Annotated in this window: 21 protein-coding genes and 1 riboswitch; of the genes, 20 read left to right on the forward strand and 1 reads right to left on the reverse strand. The window is 77.6% G+C overall.

Annotated features, from left to right (window positions below):
- The first annotated feature begins 9 nt into the window (after positions 1 to 9).
- From pyrF to FS882_RS19595, 20 genes are all read left to right on the forward strand, one after another.
- Positions 10 to 846, forward strand: coding sequence for an orotidine-5'-phosphate decarboxylase (pyrF, locus tag FS882_RS19500; protein ID WP_158375738.1), 837 nt, complete (start codon positions 10 to 12; stop codon positions 844 to 846).
- Positions 847 to 1058: 212 nt separating this feature from the next.
- Complete coding sequence (mihF, locus tag FS882_RS19505) at positions 1059 to 1370, forward strand: integration host factor, actinobacterial type (RefSeq protein ID WP_147793609.1); 312 nt, start codon at positions 1059 to 1061, stop codon at positions 1368 to 1370.
- Between the two features lie 61 nt (positions 1371 to 1431).
- A complete protein-coding gene (gene gmk / locus FS882_RS19510; RefSeq protein ID WP_158375698.1) occupies positions 1432 to 2007 on the forward strand; it encodes a guanylate kinase in 576 nt (191 codons plus the stop codon).
- A 37-nt stretch (positions 2008 to 2044) separates the two neighbouring features.
- Positions 2045 to 2308 carry a DNA-directed RNA polymerase subunit omega gene (gene rpoZ, locus FS882_RS19515; RefSeq protein WP_147793607.1) on the forward strand — a complete coding sequence of 88 codons (264 nt, stop codon included), beginning with the start codon at positions 2045 to 2047 and terminating at the stop codon, positions 2306 to 2308.
- 15 nt (positions 2309 to 2323) lie between these two features.
- Positions 2324 to 3544, forward strand: a complete 1221-nt coding sequence (coaBC, locus tag FS882_RS19520) for a bifunctional phosphopantothenoylcysteine decarboxylase/phosphopantothenate--cysteine ligase CoaBC (protein ID WP_158375700.1) — start codon at positions 2324 to 2326, stop codon at positions 3542 to 3544.
- Between the two features lie 35 nt (positions 3545 to 3579).
- Positions 3580 to 4791, forward strand: coding sequence for a methionine adenosyltransferase (metK, locus tag FS882_RS19525; RefSeq protein WP_262348424.1), 1212 nt, complete (start codon positions 3580 to 3582; stop codon positions 4789 to 4791).
- An 8-nt stretch (positions 4792 to 4799) separates the two neighbouring features.
- The gene (locus FS882_RS19530) at positions 4800 to 7178 is read left to right on the forward strand and encodes a primosomal protein N' (RefSeq protein ID WP_158375702.1); all 2379 of its coding nucleotides are present in this window, start codon (positions 4800 to 4802) and stop codon (positions 7176 to 7178) included.
- A complete protein-coding gene (locus tag FS882_RS19535) occupies positions 7175 to 7837 on the forward strand; it encodes an HAD family hydrolase (protein ID WP_158375704.1) in 663 nt (220 codons plus the stop codon). Before FS882_RS19530 ends, FS882_RS19535 begins: the two co-directional genes overlap by 4 nt.
- 133 nt (positions 7838 to 7970) lie before the next feature.
- The gene (fmt, locus tag FS882_RS19540; protein WP_158375706.1) at positions 7971 to 8933 is read left to right on the forward strand and encodes a methionyl-tRNA formyltransferase; all 963 of its coding nucleotides are present in this window, start codon (positions 7971 to 7973) and stop codon (positions 8931 to 8933) included.
- Positions 8930 to 10600, forward strand: a complete 1671-nt coding sequence (locus FS882_RS19545) for an RsmB/NOP family class I SAM-dependent RNA methyltransferase (RefSeq protein WP_158375708.1) — start codon at positions 8930 to 8932, stop codon at positions 10598 to 10600. Before fmt ends, FS882_RS19545 begins: the two co-directional genes overlap by 4 nt.
- Positions 10601 to 10775: 175 nt before the next feature.
- Complete coding sequence (gene rpe, locus FS882_RS19550; protein WP_158375710.1) at positions 10776 to 11444, forward strand: ribulose-phosphate 3-epimerase; 669 nt, start codon at positions 10776 to 10778, stop codon at positions 11442 to 11444.
- Positions 11445 to 11527: 83 nt separating this feature from the next.
- A riboswitch (FMN riboswitch) is annotated at positions 11528 to 11661 on the forward strand.
- A 140-nt stretch (positions 11662 to 11801) separates the two neighbouring features.
- Positions 11802 to 12902 (forward strand): bifunctional diaminohydroxyphosphoribosylaminopyrimidine deaminase/5-amino-6-(5-phosphoribosylamino)uracil reductase RibD, encoded by a 1101-nt coding sequence (gene ribD, locus FS882_RS19555; RefSeq protein WP_158375742.1) that lies wholly within the window; start codon positions 11802 to 11804, stop codon positions 12900 to 12902.
- On the forward strand, positions 12902 to 13591 hold the full coding sequence (locus FS882_RS19560; protein WP_158375712.1) for a riboflavin synthase: 690 nt from the start codon (positions 12902 to 12904) through the stop codon (positions 13589 to 13591). The genes ribD and FS882_RS19560 overlap by 1 nt, the downstream gene beginning before the upstream one ends.
- Positions 13592 to 13644: 53 nt before the next feature.
- Complete coding sequence (ribB, locus tag FS882_RS19565; protein ID WP_158375744.1) at positions 13645 to 14979, forward strand: 3,4-dihydroxy-2-butanone-4-phosphate synthase; 1335 nt, start codon at positions 13645 to 13647, stop codon at positions 14977 to 14979.
- A complete protein-coding gene (ribH, locus tag FS882_RS19570; RefSeq protein ID WP_158375714.1) occupies positions 14976 to 15446 on the forward strand; it encodes a 6,7-dimethyl-8-ribityllumazine synthase in 471 nt (156 codons plus the stop codon). Before ribB ends, ribH begins: the two co-directional genes overlap by 4 nt.
- The gene (gene pnuC / locus FS882_RS19575; protein WP_158375716.1) at positions 15443 to 16141 is read left to right on the forward strand and encodes a nicotinamide riboside transporter PnuC; all 699 of its coding nucleotides are present in this window, start codon (positions 15443 to 15445) and stop codon (positions 16139 to 16141) included. Before ribH ends, pnuC begins: the two co-directional genes overlap by 4 nt.
- Before the next feature lie 59 nt (positions 16142 to 16200).
- Positions 16201 to 16464 (forward strand): phosphoribosyl-ATP diphosphatase, encoded by a 264-nt coding sequence (locus FS882_RS19580; protein WP_158375718.1) that lies wholly within the window; start codon positions 16201 to 16203, stop codon positions 16462 to 16464.
- A gap of 58 nt (positions 16465 to 16522) precedes the next feature.
- Positions 16523 to 17371 (forward strand): ATP phosphoribosyltransferase, encoded by an 849-nt coding sequence (hisG, locus tag FS882_RS19585; protein WP_154729513.1) that lies wholly within the window; start codon positions 16523 to 16525, stop codon positions 17369 to 17371.
- A gap of 82 nt (positions 17372 to 17453) precedes the next feature.
- On the forward strand, positions 17454 to 17990 hold the full coding sequence (locus FS882_RS19590) for a PH domain-containing protein (protein ID WP_158375720.1): 537 nt from the start codon (positions 17454 to 17456) through the stop codon (positions 17988 to 17990).
- A 3-nt stretch (positions 17991 to 17993) separates the two neighbouring features.
- Positions 17994 to 18293 carry a hypothetical protein gene (locus FS882_RS19595; RefSeq protein WP_158375722.1) on the forward strand — a complete coding sequence of 100 codons (300 nt, stop codon included), beginning with the start codon at positions 17994 to 17996 and terminating at the stop codon, positions 18291 to 18293.
- 186 nt (positions 18294 to 18479) lie between these two features.
- On the opposite strand, the gene FS882_RS19600 is transcribed toward FS882_RS19595, so the two are convergent.
- The coding region (locus FS882_RS19600) for an HNH endonuclease signature motif containing protein (RefSeq protein ID WP_158375724.1) at positions 18480 to 19689 on the reverse strand (1210 nt) is incomplete at its 5' end.

A 19689-nucleotide genomic window follows, 5' to 3' on the forward strand; every position in this document is an offset into this window, starting at 1 on the left:
GCGGCGGCGATGGCCGAGCACGGCCCGCTCTGCGTCGGCATCGACCCCCACGCGTCCCTGCTGGACGCGTGGGGGCTGCCGGACAGCCCCGAGGGCGTGCGCCGGTTCGCGCTCACCGTCATGGAGGCCGTGGGCGGCCGGGTCGCGGCCGTGAAGCCGCAGGCCGCGTTCTTCGAGCGGCACGGGTCCGCGGGCGTCGCGGCGCTCGAGGAGGTCGTCGCGGCGGGCCGGGACACCGGGACGCTGGTCGTGGTCGACGCCAAGCGCGGCGACATCGGGTCGACCATGGGCGCCTACGCGGACGCGTTCCTGCGGGACGGCTCGTCGCTCGCGGGCGACGCGCTGACCGTGTCGCCGTACCTGGGGTTCGGCTCGCTGCGGCCGGCCGTGGACCTGGCGCTCGCCACGGGGCGCGGGCTGTTCGTGCTCGCGCTGACCTCGAACCCGGAGGGGTCGGAGGTGCAGCACGCGCGGGACGCGGACGGCGTGGCCGTCGCGGACCGGGTGGCGCGCGCGGCGGGGGCGTCGAACGCGGCGGAGCTCGCGGACGGCGGCGTGGCGGCGGGAGAGGCGCTGGGGTCGATCGGCCTCGTCGTCGGCGCCACCGTCGGCGACGCGGCAGCGCGGCTGGGCCTCGACCTGGCGGCCGTGCGCGGGCCGCTGCTGGCACCCGGCGTGGGGGCGCAGGGCGCGGGGTCGGCGGAGCTGGCGGCCGTGTTCGGCGACGCCCGGTCCGCGGTGCTGGCCTCGTCGTCGCGGGGCGTCCTGGCGGCGGGGCCGGACGTGCGTGCGCTGCGCGACGCCGCCCGCGCCGCGGCCGACGCGGCCGGGGCAGCGCTGCGCTGAGGCTCGCGGTCACCTCCTCGGATCCGTTGCCCGGAGCGACGGCTCCGAGGAGGTTTCGCGGCGACACGCTGCCGGGACGTGCCGGTTCGCCCTTCCCGTGCCATCCTCGGGAGATGGGCCCTCGGTCCCGGGGCGACGTCGCACCGGACCCCCGCGGGGACCACGCATGTTCCATGTCCCTGCCTCCCGACAGTGATGAGAAGGTGACTCACGTGGCACTTCCGACTCTCACCCCCGAGCAGCGCGCAGCGGCGCTCGAGAAGGCCGCCGCCGCCCGCCAGGCCCGCGCGGAGGTCAAGAACCGGCTGAAGTACTCGCAGGGCTCGCTGTCCGAGGTGATCGCCCAGGGCCAGAAGGACGAGACCATCGGCAAGCTCAAGGTGCTCGCCCTGCTCGAGTCCCTCCCGGGAGTGGGTAAGGTCAAGGCACGCCAGATCATCTCCGAGATCGGCATCTCGGAGACCCGCCGCGTGCGTGGCCTCGGCCCGCACCAGGTGAAGGCGCTGATCGACCGGTTCGGGTGACCGGTCGGTCCCACCGACGCCGGCCCGCGGGGCCGCACAACTCCAGGAGCACCAGAGCAGCATGACGACGCCGCGCGCCCGGTTGACCGTCCTCGCCGGACCCACGGCCGTCGGCAAGGGCACCGTGTCCGCCGACCTGCGGGCGCGGTACCCGCAGGTCTGGCTCTCCGTGTCGGCCACGACCCGGCCCCCGCGGCCGGGCGAGGTCGACGGCCTGCACTACCACTTCGTGACGCCCGAGGAGTTCGACCGCATGGTCGCCGACGGCGAGCTGCTCGAGTGGGCGGTCGTGCACGGCCGGAACCGCTACGGCACCCCCCGGCGGCCCGTCGAGGAGCGGCTGGCCGCCGGGGAGCCCGCGCTGCTCGAGATCGACCTGCAGGGCGCGCGCCAGGTCCGGACGACGATGCCCGAGGCCCAGTTCGTGTTCCTCGCCCCGCCGTCGATGGACGAGCTGGTCCGCCGGCTCGTCGGCCGCGGCACGGAGGACGCCGAGGAGCGCGCGCGCCGGCTCGCGACCGCCGAGGTCGAGATGGCCGCCGAGCCCGAGTTCGACCACGTCGTGGTCAACGACGACGTCCGGCGCGCCACGGACGAGCTGGTCGCGCTGATGGGCCTGCCCGCGGCTGTAGACTGATCGGCAGTCCCCACCCCCTTCGACTACGGGAGCCACCGTGTCCGGAACCGTCGCCGAGCCCATCGGCATCACCGACCCGCCGATCGACCGCCTGCTCGAGCGCGCCGACTCCAAGTACGCGCTGGTCATCTACTCGGCCAAGCGCGCGCGCCAGATCAACGCCTACTACTCGCAGCTCAACGAGGGCCTGCTCGAGTACGTCGGCCCGCTGGTGGAGACCCGCCCGCAGGAGAAGCCGCTGTCCATCGCGATGCGCGAGATCGACGCGGGCCTGCTGACGGTCGCCCCGAACGAGGCCTGAGCCTCCCGCGCTGACGTGCGCATCGTCCTCGGCGTCGCCGGCGGCATCGCCGCGTACAAGGCCGCCCACGTCCTGAGGTCGTTCACCGAGGCGGGTCACGACGTCCGCGTCGTGCCCACCCGGGCGGCCCTGGAGTTCGTCGGGCGCGCCACCTGGGAGGCCCTGTCCGGGCACCCGGTGACGTCCGAGGTGTTCGACGACGTGCCCGAGGTCGCCCACGTGCGCCTCGGGCGCGAGGCCGACCTGGTGGTCGTCGCGCCCGCCACCGCGGACCTGCTGGCCCGTGCGGCCTCGGGGCGCGCCGACGACCTGCTCGCCGCCACGCTGCTGACCGCCACGTGCCCGGTGCTGATGGCGCCGGCGATGCACACCGAGATGTGGCAGCACCCGGCGACCCGGGCCAACGTCGCGACCCTGCGCGAGCGGGGCGTGCACGTGCTCGACCCCGACTCGGGACGGCTGACCGGCGCGGACAGCGGCCCGGGCCGGCTCCCGGAGCCCGACGCGATCGCCGCTGCCGCTCTCGCGCTCGTCGACCCGGAGGGCAAGCCCCGGCCCCAGGACCTCGCCGGCCGGACCGTCGTCGTCTCGGCCGGCGGCACCCGCGAGCCGCTCGACCCGGTGCGGTTCCTCGGCAACCGGTCCTCGGGCAAGCAGGGCGTGGCCCTGGCCCGGACCGCGCAGGCGCGGGGCGCCCGCGTCACGCTGGTCGCCGCCAACCTCGCCGTGCGGCCGCCCGCCGGCGTGCGGGTCGTGCCCGTCGAGACCACCGCCGAGCTGCAGGACGCCGTGCGCGCGGCCGCGGTCGACGCCGACGTGGTCGTGATGGCCGCCGCCGTGGCGGACTTCCGGCCGGCGACCGGCTCCGCGCACAAGATCAAGAAGCAGGCCGACGGGTCGGTGCCGCCCCTCGCGCTCGTGCAGAACCCCGACGTGCTCGCCGGGCTGGTCACGGACCCGCCGCGCGCGGACGGCCGCCAGGTGGTCGTCGGGTTCGCCGCCGAGACGGGCGACGACACCGGCGGCGTGCTCGACCACGGCCGGGCGAAGGCCCGGCGCAAGGGCGCCGACCTGCTCGCGGTCAACGCCGTCGGCGGTGGCCGGGGCTTCGGGGCGGAGCAGAACGCCCTGACGATCCTCGACCGCGACGGCGAGGTCGTCGCCACGACCGAGGGCAGCAAGGACGCGGTGTCCGACGGGCTGTGGGACGCGGTCGTCCGCGTGCTGCCCGCCTGACACCCAGGGACCGCGCGTCCGGCTAGCCTGTGCGCATGACGACGCCCGCCGACATGCGCCTCTTCACGTCCGAGTCCGTCACGGAGGGCCATCCGGACAAGGTCTGCGACCAGATCTCCGACGCGATCCTCGACGCGATCCTGGAGCAGGATCCCACCGCCCGCGTGGCGGTCGAGACCATGGTCACCACCGGCCTGGTGCACGTGGCCGGCGAGGTCACGACGACGGCGTACGTGGAGATCCCGCAGATCATCCGGCAGGTCGTGCGCGGCATCGGCTACACCTCCTCCGACATCGGCTTCGACGGCGACTCCTGCGGGGTGTCGGTGTCGATCGGCCAGCAGTCGCCCGACATCGCGCAGGGCGTCGACAAGGCGTGGGAGTCGCGGCAGGACGCGTCCGACCACGACCCGCTCGACCTGCAGGGCGCGGGCGACCAGGGCCTGATGTTCGGCTACGCCTCCGACGACACCGAGAGCCTGCTCCCGCTGCCGATCTGGCTGTCCCACCGCCTCGCCGAGCGCCTCGCGCTCGTCCGCAAGGAGGGCGTGGTCCCGGACCTGCGCCCCGACGGCAAGACCCAGGTGACGGTGGCCTACGACGGCGACCGCGCGGTGAAGCTCGACACCGTGGTGCTGTCCACCCAGCACGGCCCCGGCGTGCACCTGGAGAGCGAGCTCGCCCCCGCGATCGCCGAGCACGTCGTCGCGCCGGTGCTCGAGGCGGCCGGCCTCGACCTCGACGTCAGCGACTACCGGCTGCTGGTCAACCCCACCGGCCAGTTCGTCGTCGGCGGCCCGCAGGGCGACGCCGGCCTCACCGGCCGGAAGATCATCGTCGACACCTACGGCGGCATGGCCCGGCACGGCGGCGGCGCCTTCTCGGGCAAGGACCCGTCGAAGGTCGACCGCTCCGCCGCGTACGCCATGCGCTGGGTCGCCAAGAACGTGGTCGCCGCGGGCCTGGCCCGCCGGTGCGAGGTGCAGGTCGCGTACGCGATCGGCAAGGCGCACCCGGTCGGCCTGTACGTCGAGACGTTCGGCACCGGGACGGTGCCCGTCGAGCGGCTGACCGCCGCGATCCGCGAGGTGTTCGACCTGCGGCCCGCCGCGATCATCCGGGACCTCGACCTGCTGCGGCCGATCTACCGGAAGACCGCCGCGTACGGCCACTTCGGCCGGGCGCTGCCCGAGTTCACCTGGGAGCGCACCGACCGCGTGGACGCGCTGCGCTCCGCCCTGTCCTGAGCGACCGGGTGGCGGACGGGCCCGCGGCGGCGGGCGCCCCCGGCGTCCCCGAGCAGCCGACGCTGCTCGGGCTCGACGGGGTCGGCGCCGCGGGGTCGACCGGCGGCGGCCGCGGGGCCGCGGGCGCGCGCGGGGCCGGTGGCGCCCGGCCGCGGCGGCGCGCCCGCGCGCGGGACGTCGACGTCGAGCCCGCCGCCGAGCTGCCCGTCGCCCGGGTGGCCGTCGAGCTCGCGCCGGCGCACCTGGACCGCCCGTTCGAGTACCTGGTGCCCGCCGCCCTCGCGGAGGCCGCCGCGCCCGGGACCCGGGTGAAGGTGCGGTTCGGCGCGCAGGACGTCGACGGCTACGTCCTCGACCGGACCGCGGAGCCCGAGCACGACGGCGCCCTCGTGCCGCTGCGGCGCGTGGTGTCGCCCGAGCCCGTGCTGACGCCCGCCGTCGGGCGGTTGGCGCGCGCCGTCGCCGACCGGTACGCGGGGACGCTCGCCGACGTGCTGCGGCTGGCGGTGCCGCCGCGGCACGCGCGGACCGAGGGGGAGGTGCCGCCGGCCGTGGCGGCGGGCGGAGCCGTGCCCGGGGCTGCGGACGAGACCGCGGCCCGGGCGGCTCCCGGTGCCGTGCTTGCGGCTGGGCCCGAGGTCGCCGCTGCCGGTCCGGGTGCCGCGCCCGCCGCTTCCCCCGGTGCCTCGGCGGCCGCTACGGCCGGTGCCGGCCCTGCCGCCGCGCCGGGTGCCGGTCCTGGTCCTGGCCCCGTTGCTCCTCCCGCCGCCCCGGCATGGGCGCCGTACCGCGGCGGTCCCGCGTTCCTGGCCCACCTCGCCGCCGGCGGCTCCCCGCGCGCGGCCTGGTCGGCCCTGCCGGGTCCGGCGGGGGAGCGCTGGCCCGACGGGGTGGCCGAGGCGGCCCGGGCCACCCTCGCGAGCGGGCGGGGCGTGCTCGTCGTCGTGCCCGACGCCCGGGACGTCGACCGGGTGTGCGCCGCGCTGGTCGCGGCGGGCGTGCCCGCGTGGTCCCCGGAGGGCACGGACGCGAGCCACGTCCGGCTGATGGCCGACGACGGCCCCGCGCGCCGGTACCGCGCCTTCCTCGCCGCGCTGCGCGGGCACGCCCGCGTGGTCGTGGGCACCCGCGCCGCCGCGTTCGCGCCGGTGCGGGACCTCGGGCTCGCGGTGTGCTGGGACGACGGCGACGACCTGCACGCCGAGCCGCGCGCGCCGTACCCGCACGTCCGCGAGGTGCTCGGTCTGCGCGCCGAGCTCGAGGGCTGCGGCCTGCTGCTGGCCGCGCACGCCCGGTCGACCGAGGTGCAGGCGCTCGTCGCGTCCGGCTGGGTCCGGGCCGTCGCCGCCGACCGGGACGTGGTCCGCGCGCGGACCCCGCGCGTGCGGGCGCTGACCAGCGTGGAGCTCGCCCGGGAGGGCGCCGCCGCGGCCGCCCGGCTCCCCGGTGAGGCCTGGCGGACCATCCGGGACCGGCTCGCGGACGGGCCGGTGCTCGTCCAGGTGCCGCGGGCCGGCTACCTGCCCGCGGTGGCGTGCGCGCGGTGCCGGGAGGTCGCCCGGTGCACGCACTGCCACGGGCCGCTGGCGCTCACCTCCGGCGACGGCGCCGCGCAGTGCCGCTGGTGCGGGCGCCTGGCGATCCAGTGGCGGTGCGAGGCCTGCGGCAACGGCACGTTCCGGTCCGTCGCGGTCGGCTCGGACCGGACCGCCGAGGAGCTGGGGCGCGCCTTTCCCGGCGTGACCGTGCGGCACTCCGGCGCGCGGTCCGGCGTCCTCGCCGAGGTGCCCGACCGGCCCGCGCTCGTGGTGTCGACCATCGGCGCCGAGCCGGTGGCCCCGGCGGGCTACGCCGCGGCGGTGCTGCTGGACGCCGCCGTGACCACCGGGTCCACCTCGCTGCGCGCCACCGAGGACGCGCTGCGGCGCTGGCTCGCCGCGGCCGCGCTGGTCCGGTCGTCCCGGGACGGCGGCGTCGTGCTCCTCGTCGGCGACGGCGCGGAGCGACCCACCCAGGCGCTCGTGCGCTGGGACCCGGTGGGCCTCGCGGAGCGCGAGCTCGCGGAGCGCGCCGAGGTCCGGCTCCCGCCGGTCGTGCGGGTCGCCGAGCTGGTCGGCACCCGGGAGGTCGTCGCCGCCGTGCTCGCCCGGGTCGAGCTGCCGGAGGGCTCCGACGTGCTCGGGCCGGTCCCGCAGCCGGAGCCGCTCGCGCCGGGCGCCGCCGCCGTGCAGGAGTCCCTGGATCCGCCCGTGCGCACCCTCGTCCGGGTGCCCGTCGCGCACGGTCGCACCCTCGCGCGGTCGCTCGCCGCGTCCCTCGCCGTGCGCAGCGCCCGCCGGGAGGGCGGGACGGTCCGCGTGCGGCTCGACCCGGAGGAGATGCTGTGACCCCCGAGCCCGCCCGGCCCGCCGAGCCCGCCCGGCGCGTCGAGCCCGCCCGGCGCGTCGAGGCCGTCGTGTTCGACCTGGGCAACGTGCTGGTGCGCTGGGAGGCCGAGCGCGCCTTCGACGGCGTGCTGACCGACGCCGAGGTCGAGCGCTTCCTCACCGACGTCGACTTCCCGGCGCTCAACCTCCGGCAGGACGCCGGCCGGTCCTGGCGGGAGGCGCGCGACGAGGTCGCCCGTACCCACCCCGAGCACGCGGCGACCGTCGACCTCTACGTCGAGCGGTTCGCGCACGCCCTGCCGGGGCCGGTGCCGGGCAGCGCCGAGGTGGTGGACGACCTGCGGGCGGCGGGCATCCGGGTGCTCGGGCTCACCAACTGGTCGGCGGAGACCTACCACCACGGGGAGCGCGTCGCGCCCGTGATCGGGCGGCTCGAGGGGGTCGTCGTCTCCGGGCGCGAGGGGGTGGTGAAGCCGGACCCGCGGATCTTCGCGGTGCTGGCGGCCCGGCACGGCCTGGACCCGGCGCGGACGGTGTTCGTCGACGACAGCCCGGCCAACGTCGCCGGCGCGGCGGCGCTCGGCTACCAGGCGGTGCTGTTCACGGGGGCGGCGGCGCTCCGGGCGGAGCTGGTGGCGCGGGGCGCGCTCCCGCGCTGAGCCGGGGCCCGGCCCGCGGCGTCGGCGCGCGCGCCGCCGAGCGAGACCCGCACGGGTGCCGAACGGGACCCGCACGGGTGCCGGGCGGGACCCGCACGGGTGCCGGGCGGCCGCGGCACTAGGATCGGTGCCCATGCGCCTGCTCTTCGCCGGGACGCCCGCGGTGGCGCTGCCCTCGCTCGACGCCCTGCTCGCCTCCCGCCACGAGGTCGTCGCCGTCCTCACCCGCCCCGACGCCCGCGCGGGCCGCGGCCGGACGCTCACCCCGAGCCCGGTCAAGGAGCGGGCGCTCGAGGCCGGGCTCGAGGTGCTCACCCCGGCGACGCTCAAGGACCCCGAGGCGCAGGCGAGGATCGCGCAGATCGCGCCGGACGCCGCGCCCGTCGTCGCGTACGGCAACCTCGTGCCGCCCGCCGTCCTCGGCGTGCCCCGGCACGGCTGGGTCAACCTGCACTTCTCGGTGCTACCCGCCTGGCGCGGCGCGGCGCCGGTGCAGCACGCGATCATCGCCGGCGACGAGGTCACCGGCGCCTCGACCTTCCTGCTGGAGGCCGGTCTCGACACCGGTCCCGTGCTCGGGACCCTCACCGAGACCATCCGGCCGCTCGACACGTCCGGGGACCTGCTCGGCCGGCTCGCCGACGCGGGCTCGGACCTGCTCGTGAAGACCCTCGACGCGCTGGAGGACGGCGTCCTCACCGCCGTCCCGCAGCCCGCCGACGGCGTCAGCCTCGCGCCGCGGCTCACCACCGAGGACGCCCGGGTCCGCTGGCAGCACCCGGCCATGGCGGTCGACCGCCGAGTCCGCGGCTGCACCCCGGCCCCCGGCGCCTGGACGACGCTGCCCGACGGCGCGCGGCTCGGGCTGGGCCCGGTGCGGCTCGTGCCCGACGTCACCGACCTGGCGCCCGGCGCCGTCCGCGTCGGTCGGGGCGAGGTGCTCGTGGGCACCGGCACGCACGCCGTCCGGCTCGGCGAGGTCCGCCCCGCGGGGAAGCGCGCGATGGCCGCGGCCGACTGGGCGCGCGGCGCGCGACTCGACGAGGGCACCGTGCTCGGCCTCGAAGCCGCCGCGGGCGAGGGGGCGGACGCGTGAGCGGCGAGCGCGGAACCGGGCGGGGCGGCGGGGCGCGCGACGGCGGCGGCGGGGGTCGCGGCCGCGCCGGCGACGCGGGGCGAGGTCAGGGCGACGGCGCGGGCCGCGGTCAGGGCGGCGGAGCGGGTCGCGGTCACGGCGGCAGCGCGGGCGCCGAGCGTGCCGAGCGTCGGAACGCCGCCGGGCGCCAGCGCCCCGCGTCCCGCCAGGGCGGGGGACCGCGCGAGCGCACCGCCGCAGCGCCCTCTGCCCGCCGCCGGTCGTCCGACCCCGCACGCACCGCGGCGTTCGACGTGCTGCGCACCGTCGCGGAGTCGGACGCCTACGCCAACCTCGTGCTTCCGCCGCTGCTGCGCGAGCGCGGCATCCGCGGCCGGGACGCGGGCTTCGCGACCGAGCTCGCCTACGGGGCCCTGCGCCTGCGCGGCCGGTACGACGCCGTCCTCGCGCAGTGCACCGGGCGGTCGCTCGACCAGGTGGACCCGCCCGTGCTCGACGCCCTGCGGCTGGGCGCGCACCAGCTGCTCGGGATGCGCGTGCCGCCGCACGCCGCCGTGTCCGAGACCGTCGGGCTCGTCCGCGAGCAGGTCGGCGCCGGGCCCGCGCAGTTCGTGAACGCCGTCCTGCGAGCCGTGTCCCGCGAGCCGCTGGACGTGTGGCTCGAGCGGATCGGCGACGCGGCCGACCCGGCGGGGACCGACGCCGTCGCCCGGCTGTCGGCCGTCGACAGCCACCCCGCCTGGGTCACCCGCGCTCTGCGCGAGGCGCTCGTCGGCCACGGCCGTGCCGCCGACGAGCTCGGGTCGCTGCTCGCCGCGGACAACGAGTCGCCGCGGGTGTCGCTGGTCGCGCGGCCGGGGCTGCTCGACCGCGACGACCTGCTGGCCGCCGCCGGTCCCGACGCCGCGCCGGGCCGGTGGTCGCCGACCGCCGTGACCCTCGCGGGTGGCGGCGACCCGGCCGGGCTGTCCGACGTGCGGGCCGGCCGGGCCGGCGTCCAGGACGAGGGCAGCCAGCTCGTCGCCCTCGCCCTTGCGGACGCGCCGCTCGACGGCCCGGACGGCCGGTGGCTCGACCTGTGCGCCGGCCCCGGAGGCAAGGCCGCGCTGCTGGCTGCGCTCGCCGCGGAGCGCGGCGCCCGTCTCGTGGCGAACGAGGTGCAGCCGCACCGGGCCCGGCTCGTGCGGCAGGCGGTCGCCGCCGTGCCGGACGGCGCCGTGGAGGACGTGCGGGTCGGGGACGGCCGGGAGGTCGGCGACGCCGAGCCCGGCGCCTACGACCGCGTGCTGCTCGACGCGCCGTGCACCGGCCTGGGCGCCCTGCGACGCCGGCCGGAGTCCCGCTGGCGACGCACGCCGTCCGACCTGGCCCAGCTCACCGCGCTGCAGCGCGACCTGCTGGCGTCCGCGCTGCGCGCCGTCCGGGTCGGCGGTGTCGTCGCCTACGTCACCTGCTCGCCGGTGCTGGCGGAGACGCAGCTGGCGGTGGTCGACGCGACCCGGGCCGTGCGGAAGGGCGGGCTCGACGTCGAGGTGCTCGACGCGCCGGCCGTGCTGCACGGCATCGCCCCGGGCCTCGACCTGCCCGCGCGTCCGGACGCCCAGCTCTGGCCGCACGCGCACGGGACCGACGCGATGCACCTGACGCTCCTGCGCCGCACGGCCTGAGGTCGCGCGCCTCGGCCCGGCTCGCGCCTCTGCACGCCTCGGCTCCGCGCGCCTCGGCTCCGCCGCGCCTCGGCCCCGCGCATCCCGGCCCCGCGCGCCCGCGTGCCGCGAGCGCCGCGCCCGCGGGGCGGCGCCGCGCCCGGCGGCTTCGCGCGAGCGCCGATAGCCTGGGTCCGTGCACGCGCAGATCAGCCCCAGCATCCTGTCCGCCGACTTCGCCAACCTCGAGCGCGACCTGCACCGGATCAGCCGGGCCGACTGGGCGCACGTGGACGTCATGGACAACCACTTCGTGCCCAACCTGACGCTCGGCCTGCCCGTCGTGCGGCGGATCATCGAGGTGTCGCCGGTCCCGGTCGACGTGCACCTGATGATCGAGGCCGCCGACCGCTGGGCCGTCGACTACGCGCACGCCGGCGCCGCCTCGGTCACGTTCCACGCCGAGGCCGCCCAGGCCGCCGTGCGGCTCGCCCGGGAGATCCGCGCGGCCGGGGCCCGGGCCAGCGTCGCCCTGCGGCCCGCGTCGCCGGTCGAGCCGCTGCTGGACCTGCTGCCCGAGTTCGACATGGTGCTCGTCATGACCGTCGAGCCCGGGTTCGGCGGCCAGGCCTTCATCGAGGGCACGCTGCCGAAGATCCGCCGGCTGCGCGCCGCGATCGACGAGCAGGGCGCCGACACCTGGATCCAGGTCGACGGCGGGGTGTCGCGGAGCACCGTCGAGACCGTGGCCGCGGCGGGCGCCAACGTGTTCGTCGCCGGGTCCGCCGTGTACGGCGCCGAGGACCCGAACGCGGAGATCGACGCCCTGCGCGGCCTCGCGGACGAGGCGCTCGCGCGCCGCTGACCCTCAGCCGCGGACGGCGTCCGCGCCCGGGCCCCGCGTCCGGGCGGGAATGCCGCGTGTGGCATCATCGTTCGGAAGTACACACACGTGCTCCGGGGTCGGTGAAAGTCCGAGCCGGCGGTGACAGTCCGCGACCCGCAGACGCCTGACGGCGCGAGCGGTTGACCTGGTGGAACTCCAGGACCGACGGTGAAAGTCCGGATGGGAGGAGTCGTGGCGGTGTGCTCGGCGTGAGCCGGGCGCGCCGTGGACGTCGCGCACCCGCGCGCCGACCGCACCCCGGAGACCTGTCGGTCGAGGGGAGCGGGAGTGGCAGCGGGCACGGCGGTCGAGGCGACCGGGGTCGAGCGGGACGCGATGGCGCGCGCCCTCGACCTGGCGCGCCGTGGACCCGCGCACGGGCCCAACCCCCGCGTCGGCTGCGTGCTGCTGGCCCCCGCCGGCGCCGGCGCGACCGCCCCCGCCGGCACGACCGCCCCCGCCGGCGCGACCGCCCCCGCCGGCGCCCCGTCGACCGACCCCGGTCCCGTCCCGGGGGCCCGCGTGCTGGGCGAGGGCTGGCACCGCGGCGCTGGCACCCCGCACGCGGAGGTCGCCGCGCTCGCCGACGCCCGCTCGCGCGGCGCGGACGTCCGGGGGGCGACCGCCGTCGTGACCCTCGAGCCGTGCGACCACACCGGCCGCACCGGCCCGTGCTCGATCGCGCTGCTCGAGGCCGGCGTGGCGCGCGTCGTCGTCGCCGTCCCGGACCCCAACCCGGCCGCGGCCGGGGGCGCCGGGCGGCTGCGCGCGGCAGGAGTCGAGGTGGTCCTCGGCGTCGAGGAGGCCGCCGGCCGCGAGCTGCTCGGGCCGTGGCTGCACGCCGTGTCCCGGGGGCGGCCGCACGTCACGCTCAAGCTCGCCGCGACGCTCGACGGACGCGTGGCCGCGGCCGACGGGTCGAGCCGGTGGATCACGTCCCCGGAGTCCCGCGCGCACGCGCACGCCCTGCGGGCCGAGGTCGACGCGCTCGTCGTCGGCACCGGCACCGCGCTGGCGGACGACCCGGCGCTCACCGCGCGGGAGCGGGACGGCGCGCTCGCCGCCCACCAGCCGCTGCGGGTGGTCGTGGGGACCCGGGACCTGCCCGGCGCCGGTCGGCTCGCCGGCCCCGGCGGGGAGGTCCTGCACCTGCGCACCCGCGACCCGCGGGAGGTGCTCGCCGCGCTGCACGCCCGCGAGGTGCGGCGCGTGCTCGTCGAGGGCGGGCCGACGCTCGCCGCGGCGTTCCTGCGCGCGGGCGTCGTGGACCAGGTGCACGCGTACGTCGCGCCCGTGCTGCTGGGCGCGGGACGGGCCGCCGTGGGCGACCTGGGGATCGGTTCGATCGGGGACGCGCTGCGGCTGCGGACCCGCGAGGTACGGCCGCTGGGGCCCGACGTGCTCGTCGTGGCCGACGTCGAGGAGGAGGAGCGCTGATGTTCACCGGCATCGTCGAGGAGGTCGGCACCGTGGTGGAGCTGGACCTGGCACCGGGCGGCGGGGACGCGGCCGGGGGCGTCCCGGGCGCGTCCGGCGCGGGGGAGGGCGACGCGCGGCTCGTGCTGCGCGGTCCGCTGGTCACCTCCGACGCCCGGCACGGCGACTCCATCGCGGTGTCCGGCGTCTGCCTCACCGTCACCGACCTGCCCGGCGACGGCACCTTCGCCGTCGACGTCATGCCCGAGTCGCTGCGGAGGACCGCCCTCGGCGACCTCGCGCCGGGGTCCCCGGTCAACCTGGAGCGGGCGGTGCGCGCCGACGCCCGGCTGGGCGGCCACGTCGTCCAGGGGCACGTCGACGGCGTGGGCACCGTGCGGCGGCGCGCGCCCGGGCCGCGCTGGGACGAGGTGGAGATCGCGCTCGACCCGGCGCTCGCCCGGTACGTCGCGGAGAAGGGCTCGGTCGCCGTCGCCGGCGTCTCGCTCACCGTCACCGCGGTCGGCCCGGACTGGTTCGGGGTGTCGCTGATCCCGACGACGCTCGCCGCGACGACCCTCGGCGACGCGGTCGTCGGGACCCGCGTGAACCTGGAGGTGGACGTGCTGGCGAAGTACGTCGAGCGGCTGCTGACCGCGGGCGCGGTGGCGGGGGTCGCCGGTGCGGGCTCGTCGGAGGTGGCCCGGTGACCGCCGTCGACCCCGTGCGTCCCGAGCCCGGCCTGCCGGACGCCGAGGCCCCGATCGACCTCGGCACCGTCGAGCAGGCGCTCGCCGAGCTCCGCGCCGGCCGTCCCGTGCTCGTCTCCGACTCCGAGGACCGCGAGAACGAGGCCGACGTCGTCCTCGCCGCCTCCCTCGCGACGCCGGAGTGGGTCGCCTGGACCATCCGGCACTCGTCGGGCTACCTGTGCGCGCCGATGACCGCCGCCCGGGCGGACGCCCTCGACCTGCCGCTCATGGTCCCGTCCTCCCAGGACCCGCGGCGCACCGCGTACACGGTCACGGTGGACGCGGCCTCCGGTGTCTCGACCGGCATCTCCGCCGCCGACCGCACCCGCACGCTGCGGGTGCTCGCCGACCCCGCGTCCGGCACCGAGGACCTGATCCGGCCGGGGCACGTGCTCCCGCTGCGCGCCGTGCCGGGCGGTGTCCTGCACCGGGCCGGGCACACCGAGGCCGCCGTCGACCTGTGCCGGCTGGCCGGGGTCGAGCCCGTCGCCGCCATCGCCGAGCTCGTGCACGACGACGGCACGATGATGCGGCTGCCCGCGACGGCGGCGCTCGCCCGCGAGCACGGCCTGGTCGTGCTCACCATCGCCGACCTCATCGCCTGGCGCACCGCGCACGACGACCTGCCGGCGGAGCCGGAGCCCGGCCCCGACACGGCCGCCGCCGCCCCCGCGCGCCGCGTGCACCGCGCGCACAGCGCCGTGCTGCCCACCCGGCACGGCGAGTTCCGGGTGCACGCGTACCGCGACCTGCGCACCGGGGCGGACCACGTGGCCCTCGTCGCCGCCCAGGGGCTGGCCGAGCAGCCGGTCGTGCGGGTGCACTCCGAGTGCCTCACCGGCGACGCGTTCGGCTCGGCCCGCTGCGATTGCGGCCCCCAGCTCGACGCCGCCCTGGAGCGCGCCGCCCGCGAGGGCGGGGCCGTCGTCTACCTGCGCGGGCACGAGGGCCGGGGGATCGGCCTGCTCGCCAAGATCGGCGCCTACGCCCTGCAGGACGAGGGCCGGGACACCGTCGAGGCGAACATCGACCTCGGCTGGCCCGCCGACCGGCGCGAGTACGGCGCGGCCGCCGCGATCCTCGCGGACCTCGGCGCCCGCCGGATCACCCTGCTGACCAACAACCCGGCGAAGGTCGCCGGCCTCACCGCGCACGGCATCGACGTCGTCGAGGTGCGCGGGCTCGAGGTCGGCCGCACCCCGCACAACGAGGCCTACCTGCGCACCAAGGCCCGGGCCATGGGGCACCTGCTGCCCGGCCTGGACCGCGACCCCCATCCCACCACCCCCACGGGCCCGACCCCCTCGGGCCCGGCCACCACGTCTCGTACGGAGGACGCACGATGAGCGGCAGCGGCGCTCCCACCCTCACCGTCGACGGGAGCGGCCTGCGGGTCGCGGTCGTCGCGGCCAGCTGGCACACCACCGTCATGGACGGCCTGCTCGCGGGCTCCCGGCGCGCGCTCGCCGCCGCCGGCGTCACCGACGCCCGGGAGGTGCGCGTGCCCGGCACGTTCGAGCTCCCGGTCGCGGCGGGACGGCTCGCCCGGTCCGGCGACTACGACGCGGTCGTCGCGCTCGGCGTCGTCATCCGCGGCGGCACCCCGCACTTCGACTACGTCTGCCAGGCCGCCACCTCCGGCCTCACCGACGTCGCCGTGCAGACCGGCGTCCCGGTCGGCTTCGGCGTGCTGACCTGCGACGACGAGGCGCAGGCCCTCGACCGCGCCGGGCTCGAGGGATCGCACGAGGACAAGGGCGCGGAGGCGGCGGAGGCGGCGGTCGCGACCGTCGTCGCGCTGCGCGGGCTGTGAACGTCCTCGGCTGGCTGTTCGACGCCCAGCTCGTGATCGCCGGGCACCCCGTCCTCTGGCGGGAGGTCATCGGCAACCTGTTCGGCCTCGCGTCCGCGCTCGGCGGCCTGCGCCGCAGGGTGTGGGCGTGGCCGGTCGGCATCGTCGGCAACGTCCTGCTGTTCACGGTGTTCCTCGGCGGCGTGTTCCACACCCCGCAGGCGCGCGACCTGTACGGCCAGGCGGGGCGCCAGGTGTTCTTCGTCGCCGTCGCGGTCTACGGCTGGGTGCGCTGGTCGCAGGCCCGCCGGGTGGCGCGGGAGCACGGCGACGCCGACGCCCCCGCCGTCGTGCCCCGGTGGGCCGGGCGGTCGGGCTGGATCCAGCTCGGCGTGGTCGGGGTCGTCGGCACCGTCGCGTGCGCCCTGGTCTTCCGGGCCCTCGGGTCGTGGGGTCCGTGGGCCGACGCGTGGATCTTCGTCGGCTCGCTGCTCGCGACCTACGGCATGGCGCGCGGCTGGATCGAGTTCTGGCTCATCTGGATCGCCGTCGACGCCGTCGGCGTGCCCCTGCTGCTCAGCGCGGGCTACTACCCGTCGGCGTTCCTGTACCTGGTGTACGCGGGCGTCGTGATCTCGGGCTTCGTCGTGTGGTGGCGCGCCCGGCGGGAGTCCGAGCCGCTGCAGGTCACGGCGGCGGCCGGGGTCGAGGGGTGAGCGCCCGGGCGCTGGACGCCGGACCGGGGGAGGGCGTCCGACCGTCTACCCTGGCGGGCGTGAAGACGTTCGACGCGCTGTTCGCTGAGCTCACCGAGAAGGCGGCCACCCGGCCCGCCGGTTCGGGCACCGTCAAGGAGCTGGACGCCGGCGTCCATGCGATCGGCAAGAAGATCGTCGAGGAGGCCGCCGAGGTGTGGATGGCCGCCGAGTACGAGGGCGACGCCCGCACCGCCGAGGAGATCTCCCAGCTCCTCTACCACCTGCAGGTGCTCATGGTCGCCAAGGGCCTCACGCTCGAGGACGTGTACGCCCACCTCTGACCCGGCCCGCTCGACCCCGCTGCTCCCTTTCACACCTGAACACCCCCGGAGAACCCCCGTGCTGAGGATCGCCGTCCCGAACAAGGGCTCGCTCGCCGAGCCCGCCTCCGACATGCTGCGCGAGGCGGGCTACCGCCAGCGCCGCGACTCCCGCGAGCTCGTCCTGCCCGACGCCGACAACGGCGTCGAGTTCTTCTTCCTGCGGCCCCGCGACATCGCCGTGTACGTCGGCACCGGCACCGTCGACGTCGGCATCACCGGCCGGGACCTGCTGCTCGACTCCGAGTCGCCCGCGACCGAGCACCTGCAGCTCGGCTTCGCCCGGTCGACCTTCCGGTTCGCCACCCAGGCCGGCCAGATGAACGACGTCCGCGAGGTCGCCGGCCGGCGCGTCGCCACGTCGTACCCCGTGCTCGTCGCCGACTACCTGCGCAGCCAGGGCGTCGTGCCGTCCGAGGTCGTCCGCCTGGACGGCGCCGTCGAGACCGCGATCCGGCTCGGCGTCGCCGACGTCATCGCCGACGTCGTCGAGACCGGCACCACGCTGCGCGCCGCGGGGCTCGACGTCTTCGGCGACCCGATCCTCAAGTCCGAGGCCGTGCTCGTGCGCCGCGCCGGCGTCGACGAGCCCGCCGGGCTCGACGTGCTCACCCGGCGCCTCCAGGGCGTGCTGACCGCCCGCGAGTACGTGCTGATGGACTACGACGTGCCGACCGCGCTGGTCGAGCAGGCCGTCGCGATCACCCCGGGCCTGGAGTCGCCCACCGTGTCGCCCCTGCACAACCGCGACTGGGCGGCCGTCCGGGCCATGGTGCGGCGCTCGGAGACCAACCGGGTGATGGACGCGCTGTACGACGTCGGCGCCCGCGCCATCCTCGTGACGTCCATCCACGCCTGCCGGCTCTGACGGGGCGGACGCGCGATGACCGGGGTGGATCGGCGACGGGCGAGCACGAGGGCGGACGGGCGATGACCGGGGCGGTCGGGCGATGACCGGCGAGCCGGGGCGAGGCTCGCGCGACGGGGACGGGGACGACCTCCGCCCCGGGGCGGCCGGCGAGGGCGACGCCGGGCGGCGACCCGCGCTCGACGACGTCTTCCGGCCGCGGGCCGCGCGCCTCGTCACCGGCACCCTGGCCGTCGTCGTCGCCGCTGCGACCGTCCTGCTCATCGTGCTGCTGTCCACCACCGGCATCGACGGCTGGTCCACGGCCGACCTCAGCGGCATCGCACTCGTCGGGCTCGCGATCGTCTGGTTCCTCTGGCGCCAGGCGACCGTCGCCGCCACGCCCACCGCCGACGGGCTGCGCGTGCGCAACCTCGCCAGCACCCGGACCGTCGCCTGGGCCGAGATCGTCTGGGTCCGGTTCGGCGAGGGCAGGCCGTGGGTCCAGCTCGACCTCGACGACGGCGACACCCTCGCAGTCATGGGTGTGCAGCGCTCGGACGGCGAGCGGGCCCGGCGCGAGGCGAAGCGGCTCGCGACGCTGGTGGCGGCGCGGCAGCGGGCCGGGCGGGACGACTAGGTCGTGCCGGACCGGCCCGAGATCGTCTGCCTCTGCGGTTCTGCCCGGTTCGCCGTCGAGCTGCGTGCGGCGAACCGCGCGCTCAGCCTCGCCGGCGCCGTCGTCCTCGCGCCGATCGAGGCGGGCGACCCGCTGACCGCCGAGCAGCGGGCCGCGCTCGGTGCCGTGCACCTGCGCAAGATCGACCTGGCCGACCGGGTGGTCGTCGTCAGCCCCGGCGGGTACGTGGGGGAGTCCACGGCCGCCGAGATCGCCTACGCCCGCGCCGCCGGGAAGCCGGTCTCGTTCACCGACCCCACCTGAGGCGCACGTCCACCCGCCTCGCCTCGATCTGCTCTGCCGCCTCCGCGACGGTCCGTCCACCCGCGTGCGCCTCGGTCCGCTCTGCCGCCTCCGCCTCGGTCCCGGCCTCCCGCGTACGCCTCGATCCACCCTCCCGGCGCCGTGCAGCGCACGTCCGCAGACGCGGTCGACTCCCGGGGCGCCGTGTCAGTACGGCGGGGGGTCGTCGTGGACGTCCGGTGGGGGTGGGTCGGGCGGGGGGTCGGGGGGTGGTGTGCGGAGGCGGCGGGGTCCGGTGAGGTGCTGGGTGGGGTGGTTGGTGCCGGGTCGGGTGCGGTAGGTGTGGCCGGTGGGGTCGGTCCAGTCGTGGGTGCCGGGTTCGGGTTGGTGCAGGGCGAACCGGGCGTGGTGCTTGGCGCGGTGGTGGCGGGGGCAGGTGGGTCCGAGGTTGGTGTGGCTGGTGCTGCCCGGGGGGTGCGGGTCCTGGGGTGCGGGTGACCAGTCGTGGGTGTGGTCGAGGTCGCAGTGGTGGGCGGGCACGGGGCAGCCGGGGAAGGTGCAGGTGCGGTCGCGGTACCGGACGTGGTCGGCCAGGGCTGCCGGTGGTCGGTAGGTGGTGCGTCCGACGTCCAGGACGGTGCCGGACAGGTCGTCGGTGACCAGCCGGCGCCACACCCCGCCCTGGGCGAGGGCGCGGGCGGTGGTGGCGTCGATCGGGCCGTACCCCGCGAGGTCGGCGGGGGTGTCGTCCTGGCCGATGAGGGACGACAGCGGCACGGTGACCAGGACGTGGGTGCGCGGGTCGCGCGTCCCGGCCCGGCCGGCGCCCGCGCGCCCCGCGTCGGTGACCGCGGGCGCGGTGGTGCCGGTCGTGGTCGGATCGGGCGCGGGCGGTCCGGTCGGGTGCGCGCGTGCGGTCTCGGGGGTCGCCGCGGGCGTGGGGGTGCCGCGTGGGCCGGGCAGGTACCCGGGGGTGGCGGCGGGCGAGGCGCCGGTGACCGCGAGGGCGGCGGCCGGGGTGCCGGTCAGGACGCAGTCCACGAGGGTGTCGGCGCGCAGCTGGTCCAGGGTGCGGGGGTCACCCGCGGCCCTGGCGGAGCGGGCCGCACCGTGCAGGGCGGTGTCGATGCCGATCGCGTGCTCGGCGGGCAGCACCAGATGCATCTCGGCCATCTGGTCCGGCAACGCCCGCGGTCGGGTCACGCCCCGCCCGGCCCGGGCGGTGTCCCGCCGGTCCTGGGCGTGCTCGGGGTCGACCCGCAGCAGCGCCCGCTCCAGGTCCGCCTTGACCTGGGTGGTCGTGGAGTGCGCCGCCCGGGGCAGCACGTCGTCCTGCACCGGCCCGGACACCCACGCGACCTGGTCACCCAGCCGGGCCGCGATCACCCGGGCCGCCGGCACGCTGATCCGCCCCTGA

Source organism: Cellulosimicrobium cellulans, from assembly GCF_007679345.1.
Classification (GTDB): domain Bacteria; phylum Actinomycetota; class Actinomycetes; order Actinomycetales; family Cellulomonadaceae; genus Cellulomonas; species Cellulomonas cellulans_A.